The organism is Bacillota bacterium (assembly GCA_040757085.1).
Lineage (GTDB): Bacteria > Bacillota > Sulfobacillia > JACIYH01 > JACIYH01 > JACIYH01.
The window spans coordinates 1-24,805 of the sequence record JBFLXJ010000010.1 but is presented as its reverse complement, the minus strand read 5'-3'; the positions used below and the strand labels follow the sequence as shown (position 1 = coordinate 24,805).

Here is a 24,805-nt window from a genome sequence, read left to right as displayed (position 1 = left end):
CCGGATCGGCAGACGAAACTGACTGTCTTGCGCCAGCGCGGCAACCATCAGGTCAAGGGCGGCCTGCCCTGCTTCTGGTGATGTTCACCTCGGGCGTTCTCGAGGTGGGCGCTATTTGACGCTTACGGTCTTCGAACACTGGCAGGCAGGAAAAAGCATCCGGGCCATCGCCCGGAGCCTGGGCCTGTCCCGCAACACGGTGCGGAAGTACGTCAAGGCAGCCCAGGAGGCAGGCTACACGCCGGCGGTGCGCCGCTCCCCCAGGAGTGGGCAGAGTTCGTGCGCCAGCGCTTCCCCCGGGCGGCCGATGACCGCCTCCGCTGCGGTAGCTTCGCGAGAATCGAGCCCTACCGGGAGCAGATCCGGAAAGACCTCGCGGAGACCGGTGCCGTCAGCGTTGTATGGCAGCGCCTGCGGGGACGAGGCAGGGCTAGATGTGAGTCTGAGCACCTTCCGGCGGTACGTCCAGGTGGCGCTCGGCGGAACCGTCTCTCCTGCGGACGTAGTGATCTGGCGGCCGGAGGTGCCCCCGGGGGAGGAGGCCCTCTTCCGCTGGTTCTGCCACATCGGAGTCCGGGACCCCGTCCCTGACGACACCACCCTGGTGCGGTTCCGGGCCCGGCTGAAGGAGGAAGGGTTCTCCGAAATCCTGCACGAGATCGTCAGGCAGGCCAAAGAGAAGGGGCTCCTGAAAGAGCGGATCAAGCTGGTGGACAGCACGAAGGTGTGCGCGGAGGTGGCGGCGCAGAACACCTACGGGCTCCTGCGCCAGGGCAGGCGGTGCATCATGCGGGCGCTCAAGAAGTGCGACCCGGCCCGTGCCCAGGAGCTCTCCTCCTTCGATGCCGAGCGGGAGGAGCGGCGCAGGCGGAACAAACCTACCAGGAGAAGCTGCAGCGGGAGATGGAGGTGGCCAAGGAGCTGCTCTCCCGCCTGGGGGAGGAGGTGCCCGAGCCGGTGAGGGAGGTGGTCGAGCGCTACCGGGCGGTTACCGAGGGCCGGGCCGAGATCGGCAGCTTCCACGACACCGACGCCCGCTGGGGCCACACCGGCCGGGACAAGTCCTTCTTCGGGTACAAGGTGCACGCTTCCTGTGACGAGTCGGCCATCGTCACCTCCTTCGAGGTGACGGGGGGCAACGAGCCCGATGGAACCCAGCTGCCCGGCCTGGTGGAGAAGGACGAAAGGAAGGGGATCTCGGCCGAGGGACTGGCGGAGGACAAGGCGTACGACTCGGCGGGCAATCACAAATTGCTCAAAGAGAAGCAAGTGAGAGACTACATACCCCGCCGGTGGGAGGGCAAGAAGGAGTTGTCGAGGTTCAGGTACGACAGGGACCGGAGGGTGCTCTGCTGTCCGGCGGGGAAGGAATCCATCGGTTGCACGCCCCACCAGAACGGCGGGGTGATGTTCTACTTCTCGCCGTCCCACTGCTCGTGCTGTCCGCTGCGGGGAGAATGCCTGACGCCCGGTCAGGGGCACAAGCTGGTGTACGTTGGTTCCACGGACATGATGAGGTTCGACGGTCGGGTGAAGCTTTCGGTGGGGCGCAAGGTGCGGGCCATCATAGAGAGGGTATTCGGTGAGGCCAAGAAGTGGCATGGGCTGGGCCGGGCCAGGTACCGGGGGAAGTGGCGGGTGTACGTCCAGGCCGCCATCACTTTTGCGGTTATGAATGTGAAGAAGATAGTAAATCTTTGCCGGAAGAGAGCGGTAGTATGCCCTCGAGCGGTCTGAAGGGGCGGGAGCGAAACAAAATGAAAAACCCAGATGGCGGACACTCAGCAGAAACTCAACTGCCGCAAGGGTTTTCGGCAATCCCCCGCAGAGGCGAACCCTCCGGTGGCCTGGTGTAGTGCCAACGAAAATACCCAAATACCGCAAATCCGCGATGCATACGGCCTCAGTGGGTAGCGAGTTTCTCAGAGGCTTCGCGGGGAGGCTCAACGGAGGACCGAGCGGGGCAGATCCTGTGGGCGATCTCGGTGGTGGGGGCGGAGTCTGCGGAGAGGGCCGTCGCTGCATACTAGGGTCGAGGTGGCTGCCTTGCGACCCATTGCCATGGAAGTGCTCCGTTTGGCCGGGCAGGCGGTGATCCTTTACGTAGTGGTGCTGTTCATCGTCCGCCTGATGGGGAAGCGATCGGTCGGAAAATTGGCGCCGTTCGACCTGGCCGTGATAATCATGATAGGTGAGATGGTGGCCATCCCCGTCACCGAGGAGAGGGCCCTGTACCACGGGCTCATCCCGGTGCTAATCCTGGGGTTGATGCAGCTACTGCTCACCTGGGCCAACACCAAGTGGCGCACGCTGGAACAGGTCACCCAGGGCACCTCGACCCTCCTCGTCAAAGACGGCCAGCCCCAGATGCAGGGTTTGCAGCGAGAGCGCGTCACGCTGGAAGACCTGGCGATTGCCCTGCGCGAGAAAGAAGTGGATAACCTGGCCGATGTCAAGGAGGCCTACCTGGAACCCACCGGCCAGATCAGCGTGCTGAAACAGAAGGGCGCCCAGCCCGTCACCCCCAAGGACCTGCAACTGGTGACTCTCCAACGGCTCGATCAGGTACTGCAGCAGAACCTGGAACGCACGCGGCAGGAGATTCACCGCCTGCTGCTGAAAGCTGAGCAGCCAGAGTCCGAATCGAAGGAAGAGGGCGGAACATGAAGGCATGGTCAATCCGGGTGGTGTCCACGCGCTGGGGATACGTGGGGCTGGCTGCCTCCTCTCGGGGAGTGGAGGAGGTAACGCTCCCCCTGCCCTCGCCGGAGCAGGTCCGTGAGGTGTTGCCGGCAGGGGAAGGGGCTGCCGGATCGGGGGTAGAAGAGTTCTTGGTGCGGGCAGCGGGATGGCTGGAGGAATACTCCCGTAGACCCGGTATGGCCCGGCCCGTACCCATTTCGGACCTGGCCTGGGGGCGGGTGTCGGAGTTTACGGCTCGGGTGTACGGCGTGTTGCTGGATATCCCCCCGGGCGAAACCCTCACTTACGGCCAGGTGGCAGCCCGCCTGGGATGCCCGCGAGCCGCCCGGGCCGTGGGCCGGGCCTGCGCCCTCAACCCCTGGCCCCTGCTGGTTCCTTGCCACCGAGTGGTGGGCAGCCGGGACCTGGGCGGATACGGGGGCGGGCGGGCCTTGAAGGAGGCCCTGTTGCTTTGGGAGAGGGAAAACCGGTAGCTGACGCCCACACTCTACAGGTGCTGGAGTTCGACAGGATCCTGGGCCAGCTCGCCGAACACGCCTGCTGGCAGGGGGGACGGGAACTGGCCCTGTCTTTGTCGCCCTCGGCGGATGCCGGCGAGGTGGCAGATCGGCTGCAGGAGACGGCGGAGGCTGTCCTGCTGGAGGAGGAAGGCTTTTCACTGGGCGGGGTGCAGGACGTGCGCAGGCAGGTTGCCCGTGCCCAGGTGGGTGCCACCCTGGAGCCAGGTGAACTGCTGAATGTGGCCGCCACCCTTGCTGCGTCCCGGAGGGTGCGCCGCCTGCTCGAGGAGGAGCGGGACCGTGTCCCCCGTCTTTCGCGATGGGCGGCCGTGCTGGTGAGCCTGCCCGAACTGGAGGAGCGCATCACCACCTGTATCACCCCGCAGGGCGAGGTGGCCGACGAGGCCAGCCCTCGCCTCTACCGCATCCGGCGCAGCATGCGGCTCTTGCAGAGCCGGCTCCGGGATCAGATGGAATCCTACATCAGGTCGCCCCAGTTCCTGCGCCACCTCCAGGAGCCCATCATCACGGTGCGGGACGGCCGCTACGTGCTACCCGTGAAGGTGGAGGCCCGCGCCCAGGTGCCCGGGATCATCCACGACCAGTCGGCAAGCGGTGCCACCCTCTTCATCGAACCGATGGCCACGGTTGAACTGAACAACGAACTGCGACGCCTGTCGGTCGAAGAGCGGGAAGAGGTGGCGCGTATCCTGGCCGAGATATCCGGCCGGGTGGGTGCGCACGGCCGGGACCTGCTGGCTGCCCTGGATGCCCTGGCCGAGCTTGACCTGGCGCTGGCGAAGGCTCGTTATGCCCTGGCCCTGTCCGCTTCTCGGCCCTCCCTTAATCAGGATGGTCGGCTCGACTTGAGGGGCGCCCGCCATCCCCTGCTGGGGCGCGCGGCGGTGCCCATAGATGTGCGCCTGGGCCGGGATTTCGACACCCTGGTGATCTCCGGTCCTAATACCGGAGGCAAAACGGTGGCCCTTAAGACGGTGGGTTTACTCACCCTCATGGCCCAGGCCGGGATGTACATCCCCTGCCAGCCCGGCAGTGAAGTGGCCGTGTTCCGGCGCGTGCACGCCGATATCGGGGACGAGCAGTCCATCGAGCAGAGCCTGAGCACTTTCTCCTCCCACATGCGCAACATCGTGGCCACCATCCGGGATGCCGGGCCCGGCACCCTGGTGCTGCTCGACGAGTTGGGAGCGGGCACCGATCCCGCCCAGGGAGCCGCCCTGGGCATGGCCATCCTGGAATACTTGCAGCAGGCGGGATGCCGTACGGTGGTGACCACCCACTCCGGGGAACTCAAGGCATTTGCGTATTCTCATCCCCGGGTCGAGAGCGCGGCGGTGGAATTTGATCCCGTCACGCTAGAGCCCACCTACCGGTTGCAAATCGGTACCCCCGGGTTCTCGAACGCGTTCGCCATAGCTGCCCGCCTGGGATTGCCGTCGGAGGTGGTGGCCAGGGCGCACTCTTTGCTTTCCCCCGATCAGCAACGACAGGAAGGCCTGCTGGCGGCGCTGGCCGAGGACCGCATGCGCGCGGCCGAAGAACTGGAGGCCGCCCGGTGCGCGCGCCGGGAGGCCGAACTGGCCCGTCGGGAAGCAGAACGCCTGCTCGCCGTCCTCAGAGAGGGCCAGGAGGCGGCCCTGGCCAGGGCTCGGGCGCGGGCTCAGGAATTGGTGGAAGGGCTCCGGCGGGAAATCGAGGCGGTCAGTGCGACCCTGCGCCAGGCCGCCAGGGAAGAAGACCGCCGGCGCAGGCAGGCGGCCCTGGAGGAGGCCCGCCGCACCCTGCGCATGTTACGGGAGCGGGCGGACGCGATCCCTGCTTCTGCCCTGCCCCCTACGGAGCCTGGCCAGGTGCTGTCCCCCGCGCCGGGCAGGGAGCAAGAGAGGCCCCCCGCTCCGCGACTGACCGAACGAGAGCAAGGAGGGATGCCCACTGCTGGTGACCTGGCCGCGCGACCAGAGCGCCTGCTTGTGGGCAGCAAGGTGCGCATCCTGGGGGCGGGGCGGGAAGGATACCTGATTTCGCCCCCCGATGCGGAGGGACGCGTGGAGGTCCAGGTGGGCATACTGCGTACCCGCGTGCTGGCGTCGGACGTGGTGCTGCTGGCGGAACCGGCAGGGCGTCCGGCGGGGGACCTGCCCATACGCAAAGCCCGCGAGGTTTCCCCCGAAATCCACCTGCGGGGGATGACCGTGGAGGAGGCCCTGGAGGTCCTGGGCAAGTACCTCGACGACGTGGTCCTGGCCGGACAGAAGACTGTGCGCATAGTGCATGGCAAGGGGACCGGGGCCCTGCGCCGGGCGGTGGCCGAGTTCCTGAGCCGTCACCCTCAGGTGGAGTCTTTCCGGTTGGCCGACGCCAGCGAGGGTGGAGAAGGAGCCACGGTCGTGCAAATGAGGTGAGGGCCCGCACGGGGGAGATGTTCCCAAATTTGGCCGGATGAGAGATAGGGATGTTGGGAGAGAGAAGGAGCGCAGGTGGGCGCTGGTGTGATTGCACCGGCGCCTATGCCATCAGGCGGCGCCAGGTCGTCCCGGGGCAGGATTGACCGCTGCCGTCATGCGTGCTACCGTCATGGCAGACGGTATACCGTATACTGCCTGGTTCCCCCGGGCAGTAACGGCATGCGGCTACGAGGTGCGGCGGCGTGGCCAGTCTGAGGCTTCACATCCCGGAATCGATACCCCTGCGCGACCGTGCTTATCAGGTGCTGCGGGAGGCCATCATCTCCGGCCACCTCGCCCCGGGCGAGCGACTGGTGGAGGCGAAGCTGGCCCAGGAGATGGGCATAAGCCGCAATCCCGTGCGGGAGGCCCTGCGCCGGCTGGAGCATGAGGGTTTGGCCCGGCGGCTCCCCCGGGGGGGAATGGCGGTAGCCGAGGTGGACCTGCGGGACGTGGCCGAGGTATACGCGGTGCGTAGCGTCCTGGAAGGTCTGGCCGCCCGGTTGGCGGCGGGGAGGTTGCGCGCCGAGCACCGCGAGCGCATGGCTCGTTCCATCCGGGAAGGGGAAGAGGCGAGGCGCCGCGGGGACCTGGATCTCCTGGTCCAGACCAGTAGCATCTTCCACGGCACCATCATGGAGGTAGCCGGGAACGCGCGGTTGAGTTCGCTCATGCAGGTGCTCGACCACCACATCTCCCGGTTCCGCCGGCTGAGCCTGCAAGCCGAGGGGAGCCCTGCGGAGGTGCTGGAAGAACACCGGCACATCCTGGAGGCCCTGGAGCGGGGGGATGAGGTGCAGGCGGAGGCGCTCATGCGGCAGCACCTCGAGCATTCGGGACGGCAGATCTTGCGCTTTCTGGGCAGGCAGGCGAAACAAGGTTTCGCGAGCGGGCAGGGCAACGCGGTACGGTTGGGGCAGGTCGGGCAGGGAGGCAATTAGATGGATACCTTCCATATCGCGCTCGGGTTGGCAGTAACAGTGGCGGGATTGGTCGCGGCCATGAGTTTTCTACTCGCCGTATCGAAGCTAGTTGATCTGGCCTCCCGGCAAAGAGGAGTAAGTTGCGCTGGAACTGCCGATGGATCTGATGCTGCAATCCACGGAGTACGCGAAGCCCTACCGGATGCGCCAGGGGATGGGGCCAACTATGGATCAGGCGATCACGCGACCGACGCGCCAGGCGCCACGGCAAGAGAAGCAGCAACGGATAGCTTCTTGTCTGGCAAAACCCCTGCCCGCTCGCGTTCATTACACCTGCACCTCCGGGTGGCCGGAAGGGATTACGACGTGGAGGTGCAGCAGGTAGGGCAGGCGGCCTGAAAGCAGGCCGGAGCCAGGCTGGCCCGTAATATGGTTAAGCTCTCCGCAGGTTCCCCCCGCAAGGGGGGCTTTCTTTTGGCAGCACTCGGCCCGACCCGGAAAACGCGGCCACAAAGCGGGCTACGGGTCCGCGATCGGGGGAGTGCGGTTCAGGTGAGGCCGCAGCGCTTCATCTTCTCGTACAGGCGGGACCGGCTCATCCCCAGCAGGCGAGCGGCCTGAGCCTTGTTGCCGCCCGTGCGCTGGAGCGCCCAGCCGATGGCCTGGCACTCTGCCTCCCGGACCATCTCCTTTATGGATGCGGACGGGTGGTCCGCATGCGGGGGCTGGGCGGGAGCGGTAGATGCCCCGAAGGCAACGGCATCGGGGAGGTGCCATATTTCCAGAGTATCTCCCAGTTCCAGGTTGACGGCCCGCTCGATGGCGTTCTCGAGTTCCCGCACGTTGCCGGGCCAGGGGTACCGCAGCATGGCCTCGGCCGCCCGGGGGGATATGTCGCGCACCCCAATACCCGCCAGGGAAGAGTAACGGGCCAGGAAGTGTCGGGCGAGGGGGAGTATATCCTCGGGCCTTTCCCGCAGGGGGGGCACGTGCAGGCAGACCACATTCAGCCGGTAATACAGGTCCTCCCGGAAGCGGCCCTGCCTGACCATCCCCTTGAGGTCTCGGTTTGAGGCTGCCACTACCCGTACGTCTACGGGGATGGGGGTGGTGCCCCCCACCCTTACCACCTCGCGGTCCTGCAGCACATTCAGGATCTTCGCCTGCAGGGCCGGGGACATGTCGCCCACTTCATCCAGGAAGATGGTACCGCCCGAGGCCAGTTCGAACTTGCCCGGTTTGCCCCCCTTGCGTGCCCCGGTGAATGCTCCCTCGGCGTAGCCGAAAAACTCCGACTCCAGGAGTTCTTCCGGGACGGCGGCGCAGTTCACCTTCACGAAGGCGCCGTACCGCCGGGGGCTGGCTCGGTGGATGGCATGGGCCAGCAGCTCCTTGCCCGTACCGCTTTCCCCCAGGATCAGGACCGTGGAGTTGCCCTGTGCCACCCGTTCTACTTCACGCTTTAAGCGCTCCATGCTCTCGCTCACGCACACGATATCGTCCAGGCTGTATCTGGCTCCGCCCGCCCGCTCAAGTTCACCCTTATAATAAGCCACCTGGCCCTCCAGAAGGTCCAGGCGGCGGGCCAGGCGGCGGAGTTCCTCCAGGTTGCGGAAGAGCACCTTCTCTACTGCCCCCACCACCCGTCCATCCCGGACGATGGGGAAGCGGGATACCACGTACCTGCGCCCCCGGATGTTCTCCACCCGCGCGTATTCCCCCACCCCCCGCCGGAGCACTTCGGGCAGGTGGGTTCCGTCTAGCACCTCGGTGCAGTGCTTGCCCAGGACGTCTTCGCGCCGCACCCCCAGGAAGTCGGCCATGGCCTGATTCATCATAGTGAGATGCCCTTTTTCGTCCACCACCGCGATGCCGTCGTATGCTGCCTCCAGCACCGTCTGCAAAGTTTCCTGGAGCCGGCGGGTGCTCTCCAGTTCCCGCGCCACCGCTTCGTACTCGGTGAGATCCTCCATCACGGCGATGGCGCCCATCACCTGTTCGCCCAGCCGGATGGGGGTGGTGTTGACGATGATCCGCCGCTGGTCTGCCAGTTCCAGGCGGCGTCCCAGGATGGGCTCGCCGGTGGATATGACAGTGGGGAAGGGAGCCTGGGGCATGATTTCGGTCGCCGCCCTCCCGACCATCTGGGAGCGGGTGCGTCCCAACAGAGCGGTGGCAGCTGCGTTCACCAGGGTGATGCGGCATTCCCGATCCACGGCCAGCACCCCGGCGTGCATGGCCTCCAGCACTCCCAGCAGTTCGCTGGTCAGGAAATCGGTCTCCCGCAACAGGAGCCTGATCACGTCCACCTTGGTGAGCATTCCCACGGGACGACCGTCCTGCTCGCACACCACCACCTGCCCGACCCGGATGCTGCGCACCTGGTCCAGGACGGTGTCGACGGAGGCATCCGCGCCGATGGCCACCACGCCGGTCGACATGTGGAAATCTACTGCCTCCTGCAGGCTGCACCCCTGCAGCAGGGCGCGGTAAAAGTGAGACCGGGTCAGGATTCCCACCAGTTTGCCCTGGCCGTCCACCACGGGAACCCCATCCGCCTTGGCATCTCCGAACAGCCGCAGGGCGTCCTGGAGGGAGTCCCATGGGTGCAGGGTGCCTTTGACGGCGGACATGATGTCACGGACGCGCACCGGCAACCCTCCGGCAACTGACAATCAATGAAATGTTTCTACATACGTTCTCGCTATCCTTTCCCGGGTTTGCCATCTGTCCTGGCAGGAGGACAGTGTCCTGTTACCGGGACAGCCGGTGGCCTCGCCCGGTCACCTCCCGTGGCTGCAAATGCCCGTGGGGAAGGGAGTCGGCGTTTGGCACGGTTCTTGCACAACCAAGAGAGCGGTGCCCGGCTCTGCCCGGGCGGTGGCGGCGGGTGCGACGCCGTAGGCACGCACACTGCAACTGAGAAAGGGGGACTCCGATTGGACTTCAACCTGCCTCAGGAACTGGAGATCCTGCGGAAGATGGTGCGGGACTTCGTCAACGATCGCCTGCAGCCCATCGCCGACAAGGTGGAAGAGGACGACGAGATCCCGCCCGAGATCATCAGAGAAATGGCCGAGCTTGGCTTCTTCGGCCTCCCGTTCCCCGAGGAATACGGCGGGGGCGGCATGGGCGAACTGGGCATGTGCGTGTTGCTGGAAGAGTTGGGGGGCACCAATGCTGCCTTCTCCAACGTGCTGGCGCCCCACGTGGAACTGGCCGGGATGTCCATCCTGCTGGGCGGCACGGAGGAGCAAAAGAAGAAGTACCTGCCCCCCATGTGTGCGGGGGAGAAGATCGGCTGCTTTGCCCTCACCGAGCCCAACGCCGGCTCCGATGCGGCAAACCTGGCCACGCGGGCCGAGCGCAGGGGCGACAAGTACATCATCAACGGCAGCAAGATCTGGATCACCAACGGCAACATCGCGGACATCATCATCGTTTACGCCGTTACCGATCCTGCCCTCCGCGCGCGCGGCGGGATCACCGCCTTCATAGTGGAGAAGAACTTCCCCGGGTTCAGGGTGGGCAAGGTCGACCGCAAGATGGGCCTGCGCGGCTCCCACACCGCGGAGCTGATATTCGAGAACCTGGAGGTACCGGCGGAAAACGTCCTGGGCGAGGTGGGCATGGGCTTCGTCACGGCCATGAAAGCCCTGGATATGGGCCGGATAGGCCTGGCTGCCGGAGCGGTGGGGGCGGCCCAGAAACTGCTCGAGATGAGTATTCAGTGGGCCAACACCCGGGTGCAGTTCGGGCGGCCCATCGCCGAAAACCAGGCCATCCAGTGGATGCTGGTGGACATGGCCATCGGCATTCATGCCGGGCGACTAATGACGTACCACGCCGCCTGGAAGGTGGACCAGGGCCTGCGCGTTTCCCGAGAGGCAGCCATGGTGAAGACATTCTGCTCGGAGCTGGCGAACAGGGCGGCCGACATGGCCGTGCAGATCCACGGCGGGATCGGATACATGAAGGAATACCCCCTGGAACGGGCTTACCGTGACGCCCGCATCCTCAAAATTTACGAAGGCACCAACGAGATCCAGCGGATGGTGATCGCCAGGGATCTCTTGAAGGCGGGGAAGTGAAGATGCGGGCCGTGGTGTGCGTGCGGCCGGTGCCCGTGCAGTCCCAGGTGGTGTTCTCGATGGGGGTGGTGGACGGAACTGAAGCCGAGCGTCAACTGGGGGCCGCAGAGGCAGCGGCGGTGGCGCTGGCCCGGGGTCTGGGGGCCGAGGTGACCGTTGTCTCCTGGACGGGGCCGGAGGGCGAGGCGGCCCTGCGCCAGGCTCTGGCGCTGGGGGCGTCCCGGGCGGTACGCCTGCACCGTCCTGACCCGCTCTCCGCCGAGCCCTGGCTGGACCCCGACCCCGGGAGGGCGGCGCGGGTGCTGGCCGGGTACCTGCGGGAGCATCCGGTCGAAGTGATCCTGTGCGGCGCTGCCTCCGATGACCAGGGCCGGGCTGCGGTGGGCCCCATGCTGGCGGAACTGCTGGGTCTGCCGCTCGCCACCGGGGTGGTGAATGCCCGCCGGGAGGGCGAAAGCCTGGTGGTAGAGTGCGACCGCGGTCCCTGGCGGGTGACGCTGCGTCTGGGAGTGCCTGCTCTTCTCACCGTGAGTGAGGACGCGCCCCGGCCGGCCCGACCTTCCGTGATGGCGCTGGCCAAGGCGATGCGGGTGCCCGTGGAAGTCGTACAGGTGGAGGCTCCGCCGACTCTCCTCACCGCCCACGCCCTGGTATCCGCGGAACGGCGCCGTCCCCTGCGGGAAACCCTGGAGGCGTCGGACCCTGAGGAGGCCTGCCACCTCTTGCTGGCCCGGCTGCGGGAAAGGCGGGTGCTCTGATGCCGGAGATAGAGGTCATCGTTGCCAGGTGCACCGGCTGTGGGGAGTGTGTGGCCTCCTGCCCGTTTGGGGCCATCGAGGTGGTCGAGAGGGTGGCCGTTATCGCGGAAAGCTGCACCGGATGCGGTGCCTGTGTCCCCTCCTGTCCGGAAGGGGCCCTGGCGCAGCCGGGGGCGGAAAGCCGGCCTTCGTTGGGGGGGCGCAGGGCGGTGTGGGTGTACCTTCCCGAGGGCCGGGATCCCACGGGTATCCTGGGAGTGGCGCGGGCGCTGGCCGATGAAGGGGATTACCAGGTGGCGGCGGTGGTCCGCAGCAACAGCTTCGATAGCCAGGCCCTGTTCTCCCGGGGCGCGGACCAGGTGCTTGTCCTGGACGGAGAGGGCGCCGGGTTTCGGTTGCTGGCCCGGGCGGCCACCCATGAGAATCCAGTTGCCATCCTGGCTCTGGCCGATCCGGACGGGGAGGCGGACGTGGCCCGCACCGCCGTCCTGCTGGAGGCTGGTTTTGCTTCCCGGGCGGAAGCGCTGGAATGGGCGCCCGGGCACCAGTTCCTGCGGGCGGTGCGCGCGCTGGCGCAGGGGAGGTTCAGGCAGACGGTGGCGCCCGTCCGCCAGCCGCTAGTGGTCACCCTGGCGCCCTGGGGAGCGCGTTCCAGCTTCCAGGACCGGAGCCGGGCCGGTAGCGTGCGTCACCTGGAGGTAGGGGCGGTGACCCCGGCGCGAGAGGAGGTCCTGGAGAGGGTGGTCCTGGGGAAGGCGGTTGCCCCGGACCGCGCCCGGGTGGTGCTGGGGGTAGGGGTGGAATTGGGATCACCGGAAGCGGTGGCGGAAGTGGTGGATCTGGCGCGGCGATGGGGGGCAGCTGTGGGAGCGGAGAAGGAGGCGGTGGAAGCCGGCCTGGCTCCGGCGGAGTGGCTCCTGGAGGCTACGGGGCCGATCGCGCCCGCCCTCTACGTGGGCGTGGGAGTCAAGGGTTCACCTGCCCACAACGCGGCGGTGCAGAAGAGCCAACTCGTGGTGGCGGTGACGGCGGAGGAAGACAACGCTCTCGTTCAAATAGCGGATTACGTGGTCCGTTTCCCGCCGCGGGAGGTAGTGCGAGCGCTGCTGGGTATGTGAGGAGGCCCTGGTATCCGTGTGAGGAGGCCCTGCTGTTGGCAAGTAGGACCTGTCGTTCATCATGAGGAGGGATAGCGCCGTGGCGGTAGAGCGTATTCCCCAGCAGGAAACGGATCCCGAGGAACTGAAGACGCGCCCGTGGGCCCGCAACTACCCGGAAGGGGTCAGGCAGCACATTGATTACCCCCTCATTCCCATCACCGGCTTGCTGGATGAGGCGGTGCGCACTCATCCCGACAACACGGCTATGATCTTCATGGGGGCCCGCACGACGTACCGGCAACTGGGTGACCGGGTGGCCCGGATGGCGGCGTTCCTGTCGCGACTGGGGGTCAAGAAGGGTGACCGGGTATGCGTTATGCTGCCCAATGTCCCCCAGTTCGTGGTGTCGTACTACGGTGTGTTGCGTGCGGGGGGCACGGTAGCGGCAGCCAACCCCATGTACGTGGAGCGGGAGCTGGAGTACCTGCTCAACGACTCCGGGGCGAAAGTGATGATAGCCCTGGACCTGTTCTACCCGCGGGTGAAAAAGGTGCGGGAGAAGGTGCACCTGGAGCACCTCATCGTCACCAGCGTAGCCGACGCCCTCAAGTTTCCCCTCAATTTTCTGTACCCCATCAAGGCCAGGCGAGAGGGGCACGCTGTCCGCGTCGACTGGGGACCCACCGTCCACCGGTGGCGGGATGCCATGGCGGCGCCACCGCGTCCGCCCACGGTAGAAATCGATCCCCGCCGGGACGTGGCTGTGTTGCAGTACACCGGGGGGACGACGGGCATCCCCAAGGCGGCCATGCTCAGCCATTACAACATGGTGGTAAACGCCCTGCAGACGGCGGAGTGGGTTCCCACCTCGGAGCGGGGGACGGAACGCTGCCTGACCGTGTTGCCCCTGTTCCACTCCTACGGGATGACCACGGCCATGAACTTCCCCGTCGCGGGGGCCCACACCATGATCCTGCTGCCCAGGTGGGTCACCAGGGACGTTCTGGAGACCATCCAGAAGACGCGGCCCACCCTGTTCCCGGGCGCCCCCACCATGTACGTGGCCATCAACAACTTCCCCGAGGTCAAGCAGTACGACCTGAGTTCAATCAAAGCCTGCATCTCGGGTTCAGCTCCCCTGCCCGTCGAAGTGCAGGAGAGATTCGAGGCCCTGACGGGCGGAAAGCTGGTGGAGGGGTACGGCCTGTCGGAAAGCTCGCCGGTCACCCACTGCAATCCCGTTTACGGCATGCGCAAGGTGGGCAGCATCGGGCTTCCCTTGCCGGACACGGACTGCTGCATCTTCGATCTGGAAACCGGCGAGCGCCAGTTACCGGCGGGTGAGACGGGGGAACTGGCCATCCGCGGCCCCCAGGTCATGCTGGGTTACTGGAAACGTCCCGAGGAAACCAGGGCCGCGCTGAAGGACGGGTGGCTGCGCACGGGGGACGTGGCCCGCATGGACGAGGAAGGTTTCTTTTACATCGTGGACCGCAAGAAGGACCTCATCATAGCCGGTGGCTACAACATCTACCCCCGTGAGGTGGAGGAGGTCCTGTATACCCACCCCAAGGTCAAAGAAGCAGCCGTTATCGGAGTACCCGATCCCTACCGCGGGGAAACCGTGAAGGCTTTCATCGTGCTCAAGGAAGGCGAGCAGGCCACCGAAGAAGAGATCATCAGCTTCTGCCGGCAGCACATGGCGGCGTATAAGGTCCCGCGGCTGGTGGAGTTCCGCACGGAACTGCCCAAGACCATCGTGGGTAAGGTGCTGCGTCGGCTGCTGGCGGAGGAAGAGAAGCAGAAGCAAAAGAGGCAGCCCGAGGGCTGAAGCCCCATGAGCCTGGAACCGGGGCCGGTCCGGGCCGGCACAAAGACGATCACCCGGTGACTGTTTGGCAGGGCAGCCCGGCGGATCGCACCCGGCCGGACCCCGGTTCTCCCCTTGAGCCAGCCAGTTTGTCTGAAAGTGCCGGTTTCCCCATCCGGCTCCGGAACCGGGGGCAGGATTTTCGAGGTGAGGAGGAAAAACGATGGCAGAAGCGGTAATAGTTGCTGCAGCCCGTACACCGGTGGGTAACTTCGGGGGGGCGTTCCGGGACGTTCCCGCCACCCAGCTGGGGGTGGTGGTGGCCAAAGCCCTGGTGGAAAGGGCCCGGCTCGATCCCGGCATGCTGGACGAGGTGATATGCGGCGTAGGAGGCATGGTCCCCAAGGAGTCCAACATCGCTCGCCAGATCTCGCTGTTTGCCGGATTTCCCATCGAGGTGCCGGCATTCACGGTGCAGCGCAACTGCGCGGCTGGCCTGCAGGCGCTGGTCTCCGCCAGCCAGTTGATCAGGCTGGGTGAGGCAGAGGTGGTGATGGCCCTGGGGGCGGAAAACATGAGCCAGGCCCCTTACCAGGTGCACGGTGCCCGCTGGGGGTTGCGCCTCCGCCATGGCGTGTTTTCCGATGCCCTCTGGGAGGGCCTGACGGACGGTTACACGGGCCTGCTCATGGGGGAAACCGCGGAGAACCTGGTGGACCAGTTCGGGTTCACCCGCCGGCAACTGGACGAGGTGGCCCTGGCCAGCCATCAGAAGGCGTTCCGCGCTCAGCGCATGGGTAAGTTCAAGGAGGAGATCGTGCCCGTTGAGGTGCCCCCCCGGCGCCCGGGCGACCAGCCCGAGGTGGTCGCGCAGGATGAAGGCCCGCAGGCCGGTCTCTCTTTGGAGCGCCTGGCCATGGCGCCCGCCGTGTTCCGCAAAGGGGGGTCGGTTACACCGGGTAACTCCTGTCCCATGAACGACGCCGCCGCCGGGGTCCTGTTGATGTCCGAGAAAAAGGCGGGCGAACTGGGACTGGAACCCCTGGCCTGGGTGAAGTCATGGGGATTCGCCGGTGTGGATCCCAGGATCATGGGGATCGGGCCGGTGCCAGCCACGAGGAAGGCCCTGGCACGGGCCGGGCTGGAGCTGGGCGACATCGAACTCATCGAGATCAACGAGGCGTTCGCAGCCCAGTACCTGGCCTGCCGCGAGATGCTGGGCTTCTCCGACGAGATCGCCAACGTCAACGGGGGAGGGCTGGCCCTGGGTCACCCCATCGGAGCCACAGGCCTGCGCCTCATCAACACCCTGGTGTACGAGATGCGCCGGCGCGGTGCGCGCTACGGCCTGGCCACCATGTGCGTGGGCGGTGGCCAGGGCGGGGCCGTAATCGTGGAACGCCGCGCTTAGCGGTGTGGGGCCGCCGCACTGGCCCGCTGCCGCAAGGAGGCGGAGGCGGATGGCTGCGCCGGCCGGCTGCCTGGGGGAACGGGGTAGGCGTGTTAAGGAGGGATGAGCGTGTACATCTTCAAAGCGGCGGTGGTAGGAGCCGGGGCCATGGGAGCCGAGATCGCCCAGGTGATCTCCTGGAGCGGGCTTCCCGTGGTCCTCAAAGACGTGGACCAGGCCATGCTGGATCGGGGGATGGAACGCATCCGGGGGATATACAAGCGCCGCGTGGACCGGGGGCGCATGACTCCCGCCGAGATGGAGCAGAAGATGGCCCTGGTCACCCCCACCCTCACCTACGACCAGTTCGGGGACGTGGACCTGGTGATCGAAGCGGTTCCCGAGAAGATGGAGCTTAAGAAGAAGGTCTTTGCGGAGCTGGATAAAGTCACGCCCAGCACCACCATCCTGGCCTCCAACACCTCGGCTCTGTCTATTTCCGAAATGGCGGCGGTCACTTCCCGGCCCCAGCGGGTGTTGGGGCTGCACTTCTTCTACCCGGCCGCGGTCATGAAGCTGGTGGAAGTGATCGCGGGCAGGGAGACCAGCGAGGAGACCGTGGACACGGCAGTCGAATTCGTGGAGAGCCTGCGCAAGCTCCCCGTTCGGGTCAAGGAGTGCCCGGGCTTCCTGGTGAACCGCGTGCTGCTGGCGGCCATGATGCAGGTCATCCACTTCCAGCTCGAAACCGGGGTGCCGTACGAGGAAGTGGACGCGGTGATCAAGGAGCGGGCGGGTGCGCCCATGGGTCCCTTTACCCTGGCCGACACCCTGGGGCTGGACGTGGTGCTGGATGTGTGCAAGACCCTGGAGAAACTGGGCCCGCGTTTCGCTGCTCCGGCTCCTTTCGAGCAGATGGTCAAAGAGGGCAAGCTGGGCGTCAAGTCCGGCCAGGGGTTTTACTCGTACACGAAGTAGGGAGGAGGCTTTGCCATGGACGAGAAGCAGGCCCAGTTGCTGGTCGACCGTTTCCTGCTGGCGGGTTTTGTGGAAGCATGCCGTCTCCTGGACGAGGGGATCGCCTCCGCCCGGGACATCGACCTGGCCATGCGGGCAGGGGCCGGCTATCCCCAGGGTCCCCTGGCCTGGGCGGATAGCATGGGCCTGGACGTGGTGCTGAGCAAGCTGGAAGAGCTGTATCCCCGCTACGGGGAGGCTTTTGCCGTACCCGAGAGGTTGCGCACCATGGTGGCACGCGGGGAACTGGGCAGGAAGACACACAAGGGCTTCTTCGAATACACGGGCGGGGAAGGGTAGCTCCTCCTTACCGCCGGCTCAAGGGGGAAAGAAAATGGCGTACAACAACATTCTCGTGGACCGCGAACCGCCTCTTTTGACCATCACCGTCAACCGGCCCCCGGCCAACGCCCTGAGCCGGGCCACCATCGCCGAATTGAGGCAGGCCATTGACGAGGCAGCCCAGGATGAGGAGGTACGGGTGATCATCATCACGGGCTCCGGACACTACATCTTCATCGCGGGCGCGGACGTTTCCGAGTTTCCCACCCTGGACGAACAGTCGGGACGGGAACTCCTGGAAAGCGGCCACGCCCTCTTCACCGCTATCGAAACCCTGCCCAAGCCCGTGATCGCAGCCATCAACGGGACCTGCCTGGGTGGCGGCCTGGAGCTGGCCATGGCCTGCGACATCCGGGTGGCGGTGGAGTCGGCCCGGTTCGGCCAGCCCGAGATCAACCTGGGGATCATGCCCGGCTGGGGAGGAACCCAGCGCTTGCCCCGCCTGATAGGTAAGGGGCGGGCCATGGAGTTGCTGATCACCGGTGACATGATCAAGGCTCCCGAGGCGCAGCGGATCGGGCTGGTGAACCGGGTGGTACCAGAGGGAGAGTTGATGGCCCAAACCAAGAACCTGGCCCGCAAGCTGGCAGCCCAGGCGCCGGTGGCCATAGCCACCATGAAGAAGGTGGTGTTTGAGGGGATGGGGCAGCCCCTGCCCGAGGCCCTCAAGACGGAGATGGCCGGTTTCCTTCACCTGTTCGGCACCGAAGATGCCAAGGAGGGCATCTCCGCTTTCCTGGGCAAGCGCAAGCCGCAATTCAAGGGTCGCTGACCACCCGGTCATGGCCGTCCGCGCGGGGCGGGACCGGAGTGCCCCTGGCCAGGATGCCAGCCCCGGGGTATATGTAACCGGTTGGGGGGAGAGGTTGCGGTGACGGATGTGGTCATTGTCTCCGCGGTGAGGACGGCCGTGGGCAGGTTCGGGGGGTCGCTGCGGGACGTCTCCCCGGAGAAGCTGGGGGCGCGGGTGATGGAGGAGGCTCTTTCCCGGGCGGGGGTCGAAGGCCGGGAACTGGGCGACGTCATCATGGGGTGCGTGCTCCAGACCAACGATGCCCCCAACCTGGCGCGGGTGGCCGCGCTCTGGGCGGGCATCCCCATCGAGGTGCCCGCCTACACCGTCCACCGGCAGTGCGGCTCGGGGCTGCAGGCGGTGATATGCGGCGTGCATGCTATCGCCTGCGGGGAAGCCCGCGTGGTGCTGGTGGGAGGGGTCGAGAGCATGTCCCGCGCCCCGTACTACGTCAACGAGATGAGGTGGGGGGCACGCCTGGGGCACGTGACTTTCTACGATCCCTTCGTCCGCAATGCGGAAAGCTGCTCTCCCACCGAACTCTTCGGCTACGTAAACATGGGGCTGACGGCAGAGAACCTGGCCGAGAAGTACTCCATCACCCGGGAGGAACAGGACGCCTTTGCGCTGGCCAGCCACCACAAGGCCGTGGTCGCCCTTGGCGAAGGTCGTTTCCGCGAACAGGTGGTCCCCGTGCTCGTGCCCCAGCCCAGGGCAAAGGAGCCCCTGGTTTTCGAGCGGGACGAGGGTCCCCGCCCTGACACCAGCATGGAGGCCCTGGGCCGGCTGCCACCGGTGTTCAAGAAGGACGGCACCGTGACGGCGGGGAACTCCTGCCCCATGAACGACGGGGCGGCGGCCCTGGTGCTCATGCCCTCCGGACTGGCGGAGGCGCGGGGGGTGGAGCCGCTGGGGCGGGTGGTCTCGTGGGCGGTCGCCGGGGTGGACCCCCGGTATATGGGCATCGGACCGGTCCCCGCCATCCGCATGGCACTGGAGCGGGCGCGGCTGGGCCTCGACCAGGTGGATGTGATCGAACTGAACGAGGCATTTGCCGCCCAGGCCCTGGCCGTCCTGAAGGAGCTGGGTCTGGAGGGCGATCCCCGCGTCAATCCCAACGGAGGGGCCATCGCCCTGGGGCATCCCGTGGGTGCCACGGGGGCGATCCTGCTGGTCAAATTGCTGTACGAGATGCGGGCCCGGGGGGCGCGGCGCGGCCTGGTGACGCTATGCATCGGCGGCGGGATGGGCATCGCCATGATCGTGGAAGCCGTCTAGCGGCGTGTGCCTTACTCGAAAGGGATCATCGCAAATCGTGGTGCCGGGGGACGTCCCCCGGCACCTGTGGTCGCAAGCACCTCTTCGTGGTAAAATACCAGATGCCATCTTATGGAATCGGAGCATGAATCAGGGAAGGAGCGAGGAGGGTGAACGATTTTGTCCCGGAAGGGGTAACGTCTCTGCGTTTACCCACCCCCTACCCGGTGGGGCCGGTCAATTGCTATCTCGTGCGGGGCGAATTGCCCACTCTGGTAGACACCGGTCCCCCTACTGAGGAGGCCTGGGCCGCCCTGGTGCCGTTTCTGGAAGAGCAGGGGTTGTATCCGGGTGAGTGCTGGCAGGTAGTGATAACCCATGCTCACCAGGATCATTTTGGCCTCGGTGAGCGCCTCCGGAGCCGGTTCGGGATCAGGGTGCTGGCGCCGCGGGCAACATCACGCTGGCTGCTGCCGGGCAGAGTCCAGGAGTGGGAAGACTTCCTCACCGATTTCCTCCCTCGGGTGGGCGTACCGGGCGAGGTGCTGCGCCAGTTGAAGAGGGTGCGGTTTGGGCTGGCTGACTTCCGGGTGGAGTGCGGGCCCGACGGATGGCTCGACCCGGGGAGCACGGTTCAGATGGGGGATGACGAGTGGCTGGTGATCCCCGTTCCCGGGCATTCTTCCTGTTCCACAGGGTTCTTGCGCAAGAAGGATGGGACTTTTTTGGGCGGTGATGCCCTGCTCCTTGACACGTATGGTCACAGCCTCATCGAGCCGGCGACCACGGGGGCGGGATGGTACCGGGGAATGGCCGATCAGGTGGCGAGTCTGGAGCGCATCCGTCACCTGGGTGTGGAGCGAGTGCTCCCCGGCCACGGGGAACCCATCGCTTCGCCCGCTTCCTTTGCGAGCTCCCGTCTCCGCTACCTGCGGGGCCGCCAGGAAGCGGTGGCGGGCCTGCTGATGGAGGGGGAGAAGACTCCCTACCAGGTATGCCTTAGCCTCTATCCCCACCTGAGCTGGGTGGAGTTGCTCTCCGGCCTGTGGGAAGCGATGGGTTACCTGGATCTCCTGGAACAACGGGGAGAGGCCGTGGGGGAGGAAACAGGGGGCAAGTTGTATTACCGTGCCCTTTGAGGACGAGATACTCCCGGACTGCCGGGAACGTAGAAGCGCCACGGGTAGTCACGGGCCTCCCCGGCGTAAGCGATGCCTATGCGGGGGCTGGAGGTGATACCCTCCGCCAGGGGGCCGGGAGGCCGCACGATGTACAGGGGCCCGGTCACCAGGTCCGCCCCGTTTTGAGTCAGGGTGATCCCCATGGCCTGGCACAGGCGGCCCGGCCCTGCCCCCAGCCGGTGCCACAGTGATGCCAACCCGTCCCGCCCGTCTGCACACCGGGCGTCGCCATCCTCACCTCGCCCACTGCGTCTCGGGCCAGCGACGCTGTGGGGGCGGGTGGCGCTCGGGCTGCTCGGAGGGATGGCGATGCCCCGCCGGGCAGCCATCAGTTCCAACCCCACCAGCGGCTCCATGCCTCTCACCAGGACGGCATGGGGAACCCCGGCTTGGGCACATACCACGTTGAGGCAGTGATGCATCCCGTATGTAAAGTACACGTAAGCGTGCCCCGGCGGGCCCCACATCACCTCGTTGCGAGGGGTGCGCCGTCCCCCATAGGCGTGGCACGCCCTGTCCTCGGGACCGATGTAGGCCTCCACCTCCACGATGCGCCCGGCGGTTACCCCTTCGGGCGTCTCGTGCACCAGTATCATCCCCAGCAGTTCCGGGGCCACCTCCAGGCCGTGGCGGGCGTAGAACGCACGGGGCAGCCTTTCTCCCGGTATGCGGTCCGGGCAGGTGTCCAACGAAATCACCTCGGTATCTACCGGTTGTTTCCGCCGGGCACGCCCGGTACGAGAGCGCCGGGCGCTGCTCGGGGGCATCCTGGTTTACCGTAGCGGGATTTGGAGGAGCAGTCAAGCTTTCCGCAGCCGCGACGCCCGCGGCCGGGTCCATGCCAGTACTGCCACCGCTGCTGTTACCAGAGCCAGCACCGTAGCCGGCGAGTTGCCCAGGGCAGGGGCGGCTATCCGGTGTACCAGGTAGGCCCCCAAGCCGGATACGGCGGCGGGGAGCCCCGCCCGGGAAGCAGGGCGACGTAGGGAAGGGCGCCGCCCCAGCAGGCCGGCCAGGGTCAACCAGTCCCAGAGGGCTTCGATCAGGGTCCCGATCCCGATCGCTACTGCTGCTCCGGCCAGCCCCAGGCGTGGCACCAGCAGGTATGTGAGTCCCAGGTTGATTACTTCCCCGATGGCGAAATTGCGGAAAGCCAGGCCTGGCTCCGACCATCCGTGGAGGGAAGCAGTCATGACCTGGTCTATGGTGACCAGGGGTGCGACTACTGCCAGGGTCGCGAGCAGCAGCGCGGCTTCCGAGGTGCCGAAGGCAAACCGGCACAGGGGCTCTGCTAAGAGGAAAGTGCACGCGGCAGCAGGAAGGGCCAGCATCCATGCCTGGTAGAGCGAATCTTCCACGAGGCGGGGAGCACTCCTGGTGTCACCCCGGGTACGGCAGGCCGAGAGGGCCGGCGTGAGGTTGAAGGTGAAGGCCCACACCAACGTGGCAGGAAAGAAGGCGATCTGACCGGCCATGCCCCCCAATTGGCCGTATAGAGCCAGAGCCCGGTCGGGCGGGTGGCCTGCTGCCCGCAGCAAGGCCGGAATCATGGCGGCGCTGATGACGCCGGAGGCCATGGCCACCAACCTTACGCTGGTGGAGGCCCAGGCAAACCGGGACATGGTCCCCAGGTCATCTCGCAGCCGTGCCGGCCCTTCCCTGCCATCGACAGCCCCGCGGTGACTCCCCAGGTGCTGCCCGACGAGACGCTCCACCTCCTTGACACCGCTACCTACCACGTGCGGGTCGCCGCGACGTTGCGGGGGATGGCGGGTGTGGCCGTGCACGCGCTGGAAAGAGGCATAGACGGAGACCAACCCTGCCGCTTCTCCCACCGTGATGGCACAGGCCAGGATCGTGGTGGCCGACACCAGGGGCAGGGATGCGGCCAGGGTCAGGGCTGAAAGGCCAAAGGCGGTCTGGGCGATGGCTTCCACCAGCCGGGCCTGGGCGGTGGGGTAGGTGAAGTGCCTGCCCTGGAGGTAACCGCGGTACACACCGGAGACGGGCACTATGGCCACGGCGGGGGCCAGGGCCAGGATGGGCAGGTGCAGGGATGGGTCGTGAAAGAGAAGACGGGCGGTGGGCTTGCTGGCGATCATGAGCCCGCCGGCCAGGAGGACGCCCAGTCCGCCGGTAATCAGAAAAGAAAGGGAGAGGGTGCGCTCAAGGCCGACCCGGTCTCCCTTGGCTGCCTTTTCTGCGGTTAGGTTGGTGACCGCGGCCGGTATGCCGGCACTGGCCAAGGTGACCAGGAGTCCATACAATGACCCGATTACGCCAAGCGCCCCCACTGCGGCAGCGCCGACCGCGCGCACGATGAGTATCCGGTACAGGAAGTCTACAATCCGGGCGGCCGCATGGGCGGCGAAAAGGGCCCCAGTTCCTTCGCGGTGGTCGTCCACTGTAGTTCCTCCGCGCCCTTTATGCTTATGGCCACCTTCTCCCGGTTGATGCTGTCCCGCCGTCGGAGTGACCGCGTGCTGCTGTTGACAGGGGAGGAGCGGGGCGATACAATGCCGCTAACAACATAGCTGGCCATGAAGGGGAACAGTAGGACCCCAGCCGAACCTGCAGAGAGCTCGCCCCTGGCTGCAAGGCGGGCGGTCGAGCCGGTCCGAACCCGCCCCCGAGCCGCCGGCGAAGAGCCGGCCGCGTCCCTGCGTTAGAAGGGGACGGCATCACCGGGTCAGTTGCCCGGTCGTGCCCGGTAGAGCGGGTCCTCCATGGGGGACCAAGCAAGGTGGTACCGCGGAAGCATCTCCCTTTCGCCCTTGGGCGGAAGGGATTTTTGTTTACTCGTCGCTGGTGGGGGTGACGGAAATGTTACCGGAGAGATGGAGGCGGATGGGTTTCATCGGGGCGGGCTCCATGGCGGAAGCCATGGTGGCGGGGCTGGTGTCGGCAGGGGTGACGTTCGCGCCCAGCATTGTAGTCACCAACCGGTCGCGGCAGGAGCGGCTGGACATGCTGGCCCTGCGCTGGGGGGTGCGCGCCACCCGGAGCAAAGCAGAAGTGTGCGCATCCTCGGATGTGGTGGTGCTGGCCACCAAGCCCGCCGACATCCCCACTGCCCTGGAGCAGTTACGGGGACTGGTGACGGGCCGCCACCTGGTGGTGTCGGTCGCGGCCGGCATCCCCTGCAGCCTGGTAGAGAAGGGCCTCGGCGAGGGCATCCCGGTGATCAGGGCCATGCCCAATACCTCGTGCCACGTGAAGGAGTCGGCCACCGCCATTGCCCGAGGACGGTGGAGCAACGACGAGCACGAAGAGGTGGCTCGCACCATCTTCGGTGCCGTGGGGCAGGTGGTGACGGTGCCGGAAGAGTGGCTGGACGCCGTGACGGGCCTGAGCGGGAGCGGACCGGCGTACGTTTACCTGCTGATGGAAGCCCTGGCGGAAGCGGGGGTGGAGGTGGGGCTCAGTCCAGAGGTGAGTCGCCTCCTCACCCGGCAGACCGTGCTGGGGGCAGCTCGCATGGTGCTGGAGACCGGGGAGGACCCGGCCCTGCTCCGCCGCAAGGTGACCTCTCCCAACGGGACGACCATGGCCGCCTTGAAGGTGCTGGAGGAAATGGGTTTTGTCTCCGCGCTCAGGGAAGCGGTGAGGCGGGCGACGGCCAGGTCGCGGGAGATGAGGGAAGAGCTGGCTACCTCCCAGCAGGGGGGCGGGGGCGTGTTGCAAAGCGCGGGAGCATGACGCCGGGGCTGGAAAACGGCCGCCTGCTCTGGCAAAATACCGGGCAGGGGGTGATGGGGGATGAGGGCCAGGCATTTCCTTTACTGCCTGGATTATCACCACGGACAGGCCACGCGGGTGGTACTGTCCGGGGTGCCCTTTGTCCCCGGGGAGGACATGCCCGCCCGGCAGGCCTTTTTCCGGGAAAACCTGGACTGGTTGCGAGGGATCGTGTGCGCAGAGCCGCGCGGGCACGCCAACATGCTGGGGGCGGTGGTAATCCCTCCCGTCAGGCGGGATGCCCATGCCGGTGTAATCTTCCTCCATCCCGGCGGCTACTTTGACATGTGCGGCGACAGCGCTTTCAGCACGGTGACCGCGCTGATCGATAGCGGCATGGTTGCTCCCCGGGAAGGGGAGACGGCGGTTCTTCTGGATACGGTGGCCGGCCCTGTGGATGCCCGCGTCCGGGTGAAGGGCGGGGAGGTGGTGGGCGTCACCATCGCCAACGTCCCCTCGTACTACCTGGGCTCGGTGACGCTGTCTGCCCGCGGCGGTACGGTGCCGGCGGAGGTGGCGTACGGGGGACTGGTGTATGCTTTCGTCGAGGCCGCCACGGTGGGGCTTTCCCCCCTGGACGGGCAGCCTTATGCCCGCCTGCTGGAAACCGGGACGTTGCTGTGGGAGGCAGCCCGGTCGGTCGAGGTGAAGGGGCGGAAGGTGGACCTGATTACCATAGGAGAGCGCTTGCCCGGACCTGCCGACGGAGGGCCATCGGGGGTGGGGCTATCAGGGGC

Annotated in this window: 21 protein-coding genes; 18 read left to right on the top strand and 3 right to left on the bottom strand. The window is 66.4% G+C overall.

Annotation, left to right across the window (positions count from 1 at the left end; genetic code table 11):
• Positions 1-115: 115 nt before the first annotated feature.
• The 6 genes from AB1446_03745 (at position 116) to AB1446_03720 (ending at position 6,609) form a co-directional block, all read left to right on the top strand.
• Complete coding sequence (locus AB1446_03745; protein ID MEW6546013.1) at positions 116-961, top strand: transposase; 846 nt, start codon at positions 116-118, stop codon at positions 959-961.
• Positions 910-1,737, top strand: coding sequence for a transposase (locus AB1446_03740; GenBank protein ID MEW6546012.1), 828 nt, complete (start codon positions 910-912; stop codon positions 1,735-1,737). Before AB1446_03745 ends, AB1446_03740 begins: the two co-directional genes overlap by 52 nt.
• 309 nt (positions 1,738-2,046) lie before the next feature.
• Positions 2,047-2,667: a YetF domain-containing protein gene (locus AB1446_03735; protein MEW6546011.1), complete on the top strand. Its 621-nt coding sequence runs from the start codon at positions 2,047-2,049 to the stop codon at positions 2,665-2,667.
• On the top strand, positions 2,664-3,176 hold the full coding sequence (locus AB1446_03730) for an MGMT family protein (protein MEW6546010.1): 513 nt from the start codon (positions 2,664-2,666) through the stop codon (positions 3,174-3,176). The genes AB1446_03735 and AB1446_03730 overlap by 4 nt, the downstream gene beginning before the upstream one ends.
• Positions 3,155-5,626, top strand: a complete 2,472-nt coding sequence (locus AB1446_03725) for an endonuclease MutS2 (protein ID MEW6546009.1) — start codon at positions 3,155-3,157, stop codon at positions 5,624-5,626. The genes AB1446_03730 and AB1446_03725 overlap by 22 nt, the downstream gene beginning before the upstream one ends.
• A gap of 245 nt (positions 5,627-5,871) precedes the next feature.
• Complete coding sequence (locus AB1446_03720) at positions 5,872-6,609, top strand: GntR family transcriptional regulator (protein ID MEW6546008.1); 738 nt, start codon at positions 5,872-5,874, stop codon at positions 6,607-6,609.
• Between the two features lie 530 nt (positions 6,610-7,139).
• On the opposite strand, the gene AB1446_03715 is transcribed toward AB1446_03720, so the two are convergent.
• On the bottom strand, positions 7,140-9,242 hold the full coding sequence (locus AB1446_03715; GenBank protein MEW6546007.1) for a sigma-54-dependent Fis family transcriptional regulator: 2,103 nt from the start codon (positions 9,240-9,242) through the stop codon (positions 7,140-7,142).
• A gap of 288 nt (positions 9,243-9,530) precedes the next feature.
• On the opposite strand from AB1446_03715, the gene AB1446_03710 reads away from it, so the two are divergent.
• The 10 genes from AB1446_03710 (at position 9,531) to AB1446_03665 (ending at position 20,288) form a co-directional block, all read left to right on the top strand.
• A complete protein-coding gene (locus AB1446_03710) occupies positions 9,531-10,682 on the top strand; it encodes an acyl-CoA dehydrogenase family protein (protein ID MEW6546006.1) in 1,152 nt (383 codons plus the stop codon).
• Positions 10,683-10,684: 2 nt separating this feature from the next.
• On the top strand, positions 10,685-11,440 hold the full coding sequence (locus AB1446_03705) for a hypothetical protein (GenBank protein MEW6546005.1): 756 nt from the start codon (positions 10,685-10,687) through the stop codon (positions 11,438-11,440).
• Entirely contained in the window at positions 11,440-12,558 is a 1,119-nt protein-coding gene (locus AB1446_03700) for a 4Fe-4S binding protein (GenBank protein ID MEW6546004.1), read from the top strand. The genes AB1446_03705 and AB1446_03700 overlap by 1 nt, the downstream gene beginning before the upstream one ends.
• A 79-nt stretch (positions 12,559-12,637) precedes the next feature.
• A complete protein-coding gene (locus AB1446_03695; GenBank protein MEW6546003.1) occupies positions 12,638-14,371 on the top strand; it encodes a long-chain fatty acid--CoA ligase in 1,734 nt (577 codons plus the stop codon).
• Between the two features lie 202 nt (positions 14,372-14,573).
• Positions 14,574-15,761: a thiolase family protein gene (locus tag AB1446_03690; GenBank protein MEW6546002.1), complete on the top strand. Its 1,188-nt coding sequence runs from the start codon at positions 14,574-14,576 to the stop codon at positions 15,759-15,761.
• A 108-nt stretch (positions 15,762-15,869) separates the two neighbouring features.
• Positions 15,870-16,718: a 3-hydroxyacyl-CoA dehydrogenase family protein gene (locus tag AB1446_03685; protein ID MEW6546001.1), complete on the top strand. Its 849-nt coding sequence runs from the start codon at positions 15,870-15,872 to the stop codon at positions 16,716-16,718.
• Between the two features lie 15 nt (positions 16,719-16,733).
• Positions 16,734-17,057, top strand: coding sequence for a 3-hydroxyacyl-CoA dehydrogenase family protein (locus AB1446_03680; GenBank protein ID MEW6546000.1), 324 nt, complete (start codon positions 16,734-16,736; stop codon positions 17,055-17,057).
• Positions 17,058-17,091: 34 nt separating this feature from the next.
• A complete protein-coding gene (locus AB1446_03675; protein MEW6545999.1) occupies positions 17,092-17,871 on the top strand; it encodes an enoyl-CoA hydratase-related protein in 780 nt (259 codons plus the stop codon).
• 99 nt (positions 17,872-17,970) lie between these two features.
• Positions 17,971-19,170: a thiolase family protein gene (locus AB1446_03670; GenBank protein MEW6545998.1), complete on the top strand. Its 1,200-nt coding sequence runs from the start codon at positions 17,971-17,973 to the stop codon at positions 19,168-19,170.
• A 149-nt stretch (positions 19,171-19,319) separates the two neighbouring features.
• Positions 19,320-20,288, top strand: a complete 969-nt coding sequence (locus tag AB1446_03665; GenBank protein ID MEW6545997.1) for an MBL fold metallo-hydrolase — start codon at positions 19,320-19,322, stop codon at positions 20,286-20,288.
• On the opposite strand, the gene AB1446_03660 is transcribed toward AB1446_03665, so the two are convergent.
• Together AB1446_03660 and AB1446_03655 are read right to left on the bottom strand one after the other, a co-directional pair.
• Positions 20,273-21,028 (bottom strand): DNA-3-methyladenine glycosylase, encoded by a 756-nt coding sequence (locus AB1446_03660; protein ID MEW6545996.1) that lies wholly within the window; start codon positions 21,026-21,028, stop codon positions 20,273-20,275. The two genes, AB1446_03665 and AB1446_03660, sit on opposite strands and share 16 nt — an antisense overlap.
• A 102-nt stretch (positions 21,029-21,130) precedes the next feature.
• A complete protein-coding gene (locus tag AB1446_03655; GenBank protein ID MEW6545995.1) occupies positions 21,131-22,735 on the bottom strand; it encodes an oligosaccharide flippase family protein in 1,605 nt (534 codons plus the stop codon).
• 418 nt (positions 22,736-23,153) lie between these two features.
• Between AB1446_03655 and proC the strand changes: the two genes are divergently transcribed.
• Both proC and AB1446_03645 read left to right on the top strand, forming a co-directional pair.
• Positions 23,154-24,029, top strand: coding sequence for a pyrroline-5-carboxylate reductase (gene proC / locus AB1446_03650; GenBank protein ID MEW6545994.1), 876 nt, complete (start codon positions 23,154-23,156; stop codon positions 24,027-24,029).
• A 60-nt stretch (positions 24,030-24,089) separates the two neighbouring features.
• A partial coding sequence (locus AB1446_03645; protein MEW6545993.1) for a proline racemase family protein occupies positions 24,090-24,805 on the top strand: 716 nt, incomplete at its 3' end.

Bases quoted from the DNA above. Each gene is read 5' to 3' on its own strand.
- AB1446_03730 (MEW6546010.1), top strand. From the start codon at position 2,664: ATGAAGGCATGGTCAATCCGGGTGGTGTCCACGCGCTGGGGATACGTG.
- AB1446_03705 (MEW6546005.1), top strand. From the start codon at position 10,685: ATGCGGGCCGTGGTGTGCGTGCGGCCGGTGCCCGTGCAGTCCCAGGTG.
- AB1446_03700 (MEW6546004.1), top strand. From the start codon at position 11,440: ATGCCGGAGATAGAGGTCATCGTTGCCAGGTGCACCGGCTGTGGGGAG.
- AB1446_03690 (MEW6546002.1), top strand. From the start codon at position 14,574: ATGGCAGAAGCGGTAATAGTTGCTGCAGCCCGTACACCGGTGGGTAAC.
- AB1446_03680 (MEW6546000.1), top strand. From the start codon at position 16,734: ATGGACGAGAAGCAGGCCCAGTTGCTGGTCGACCGTTTCCTGCTGGCG.
- AB1446_03675 (MEW6545999.1), top strand. From the start codon at position 17,092: ATGGCGTACAACAACATTCTCGTGGACCGCGAACCGCCTCTTTTGACC.
- proC (MEW6545994.1), top strand. From the start codon at position 23,154: ATGTTACCGGAGAGATGGAGGCGGATGGGTTTCATCGGGGCGGGCTCC.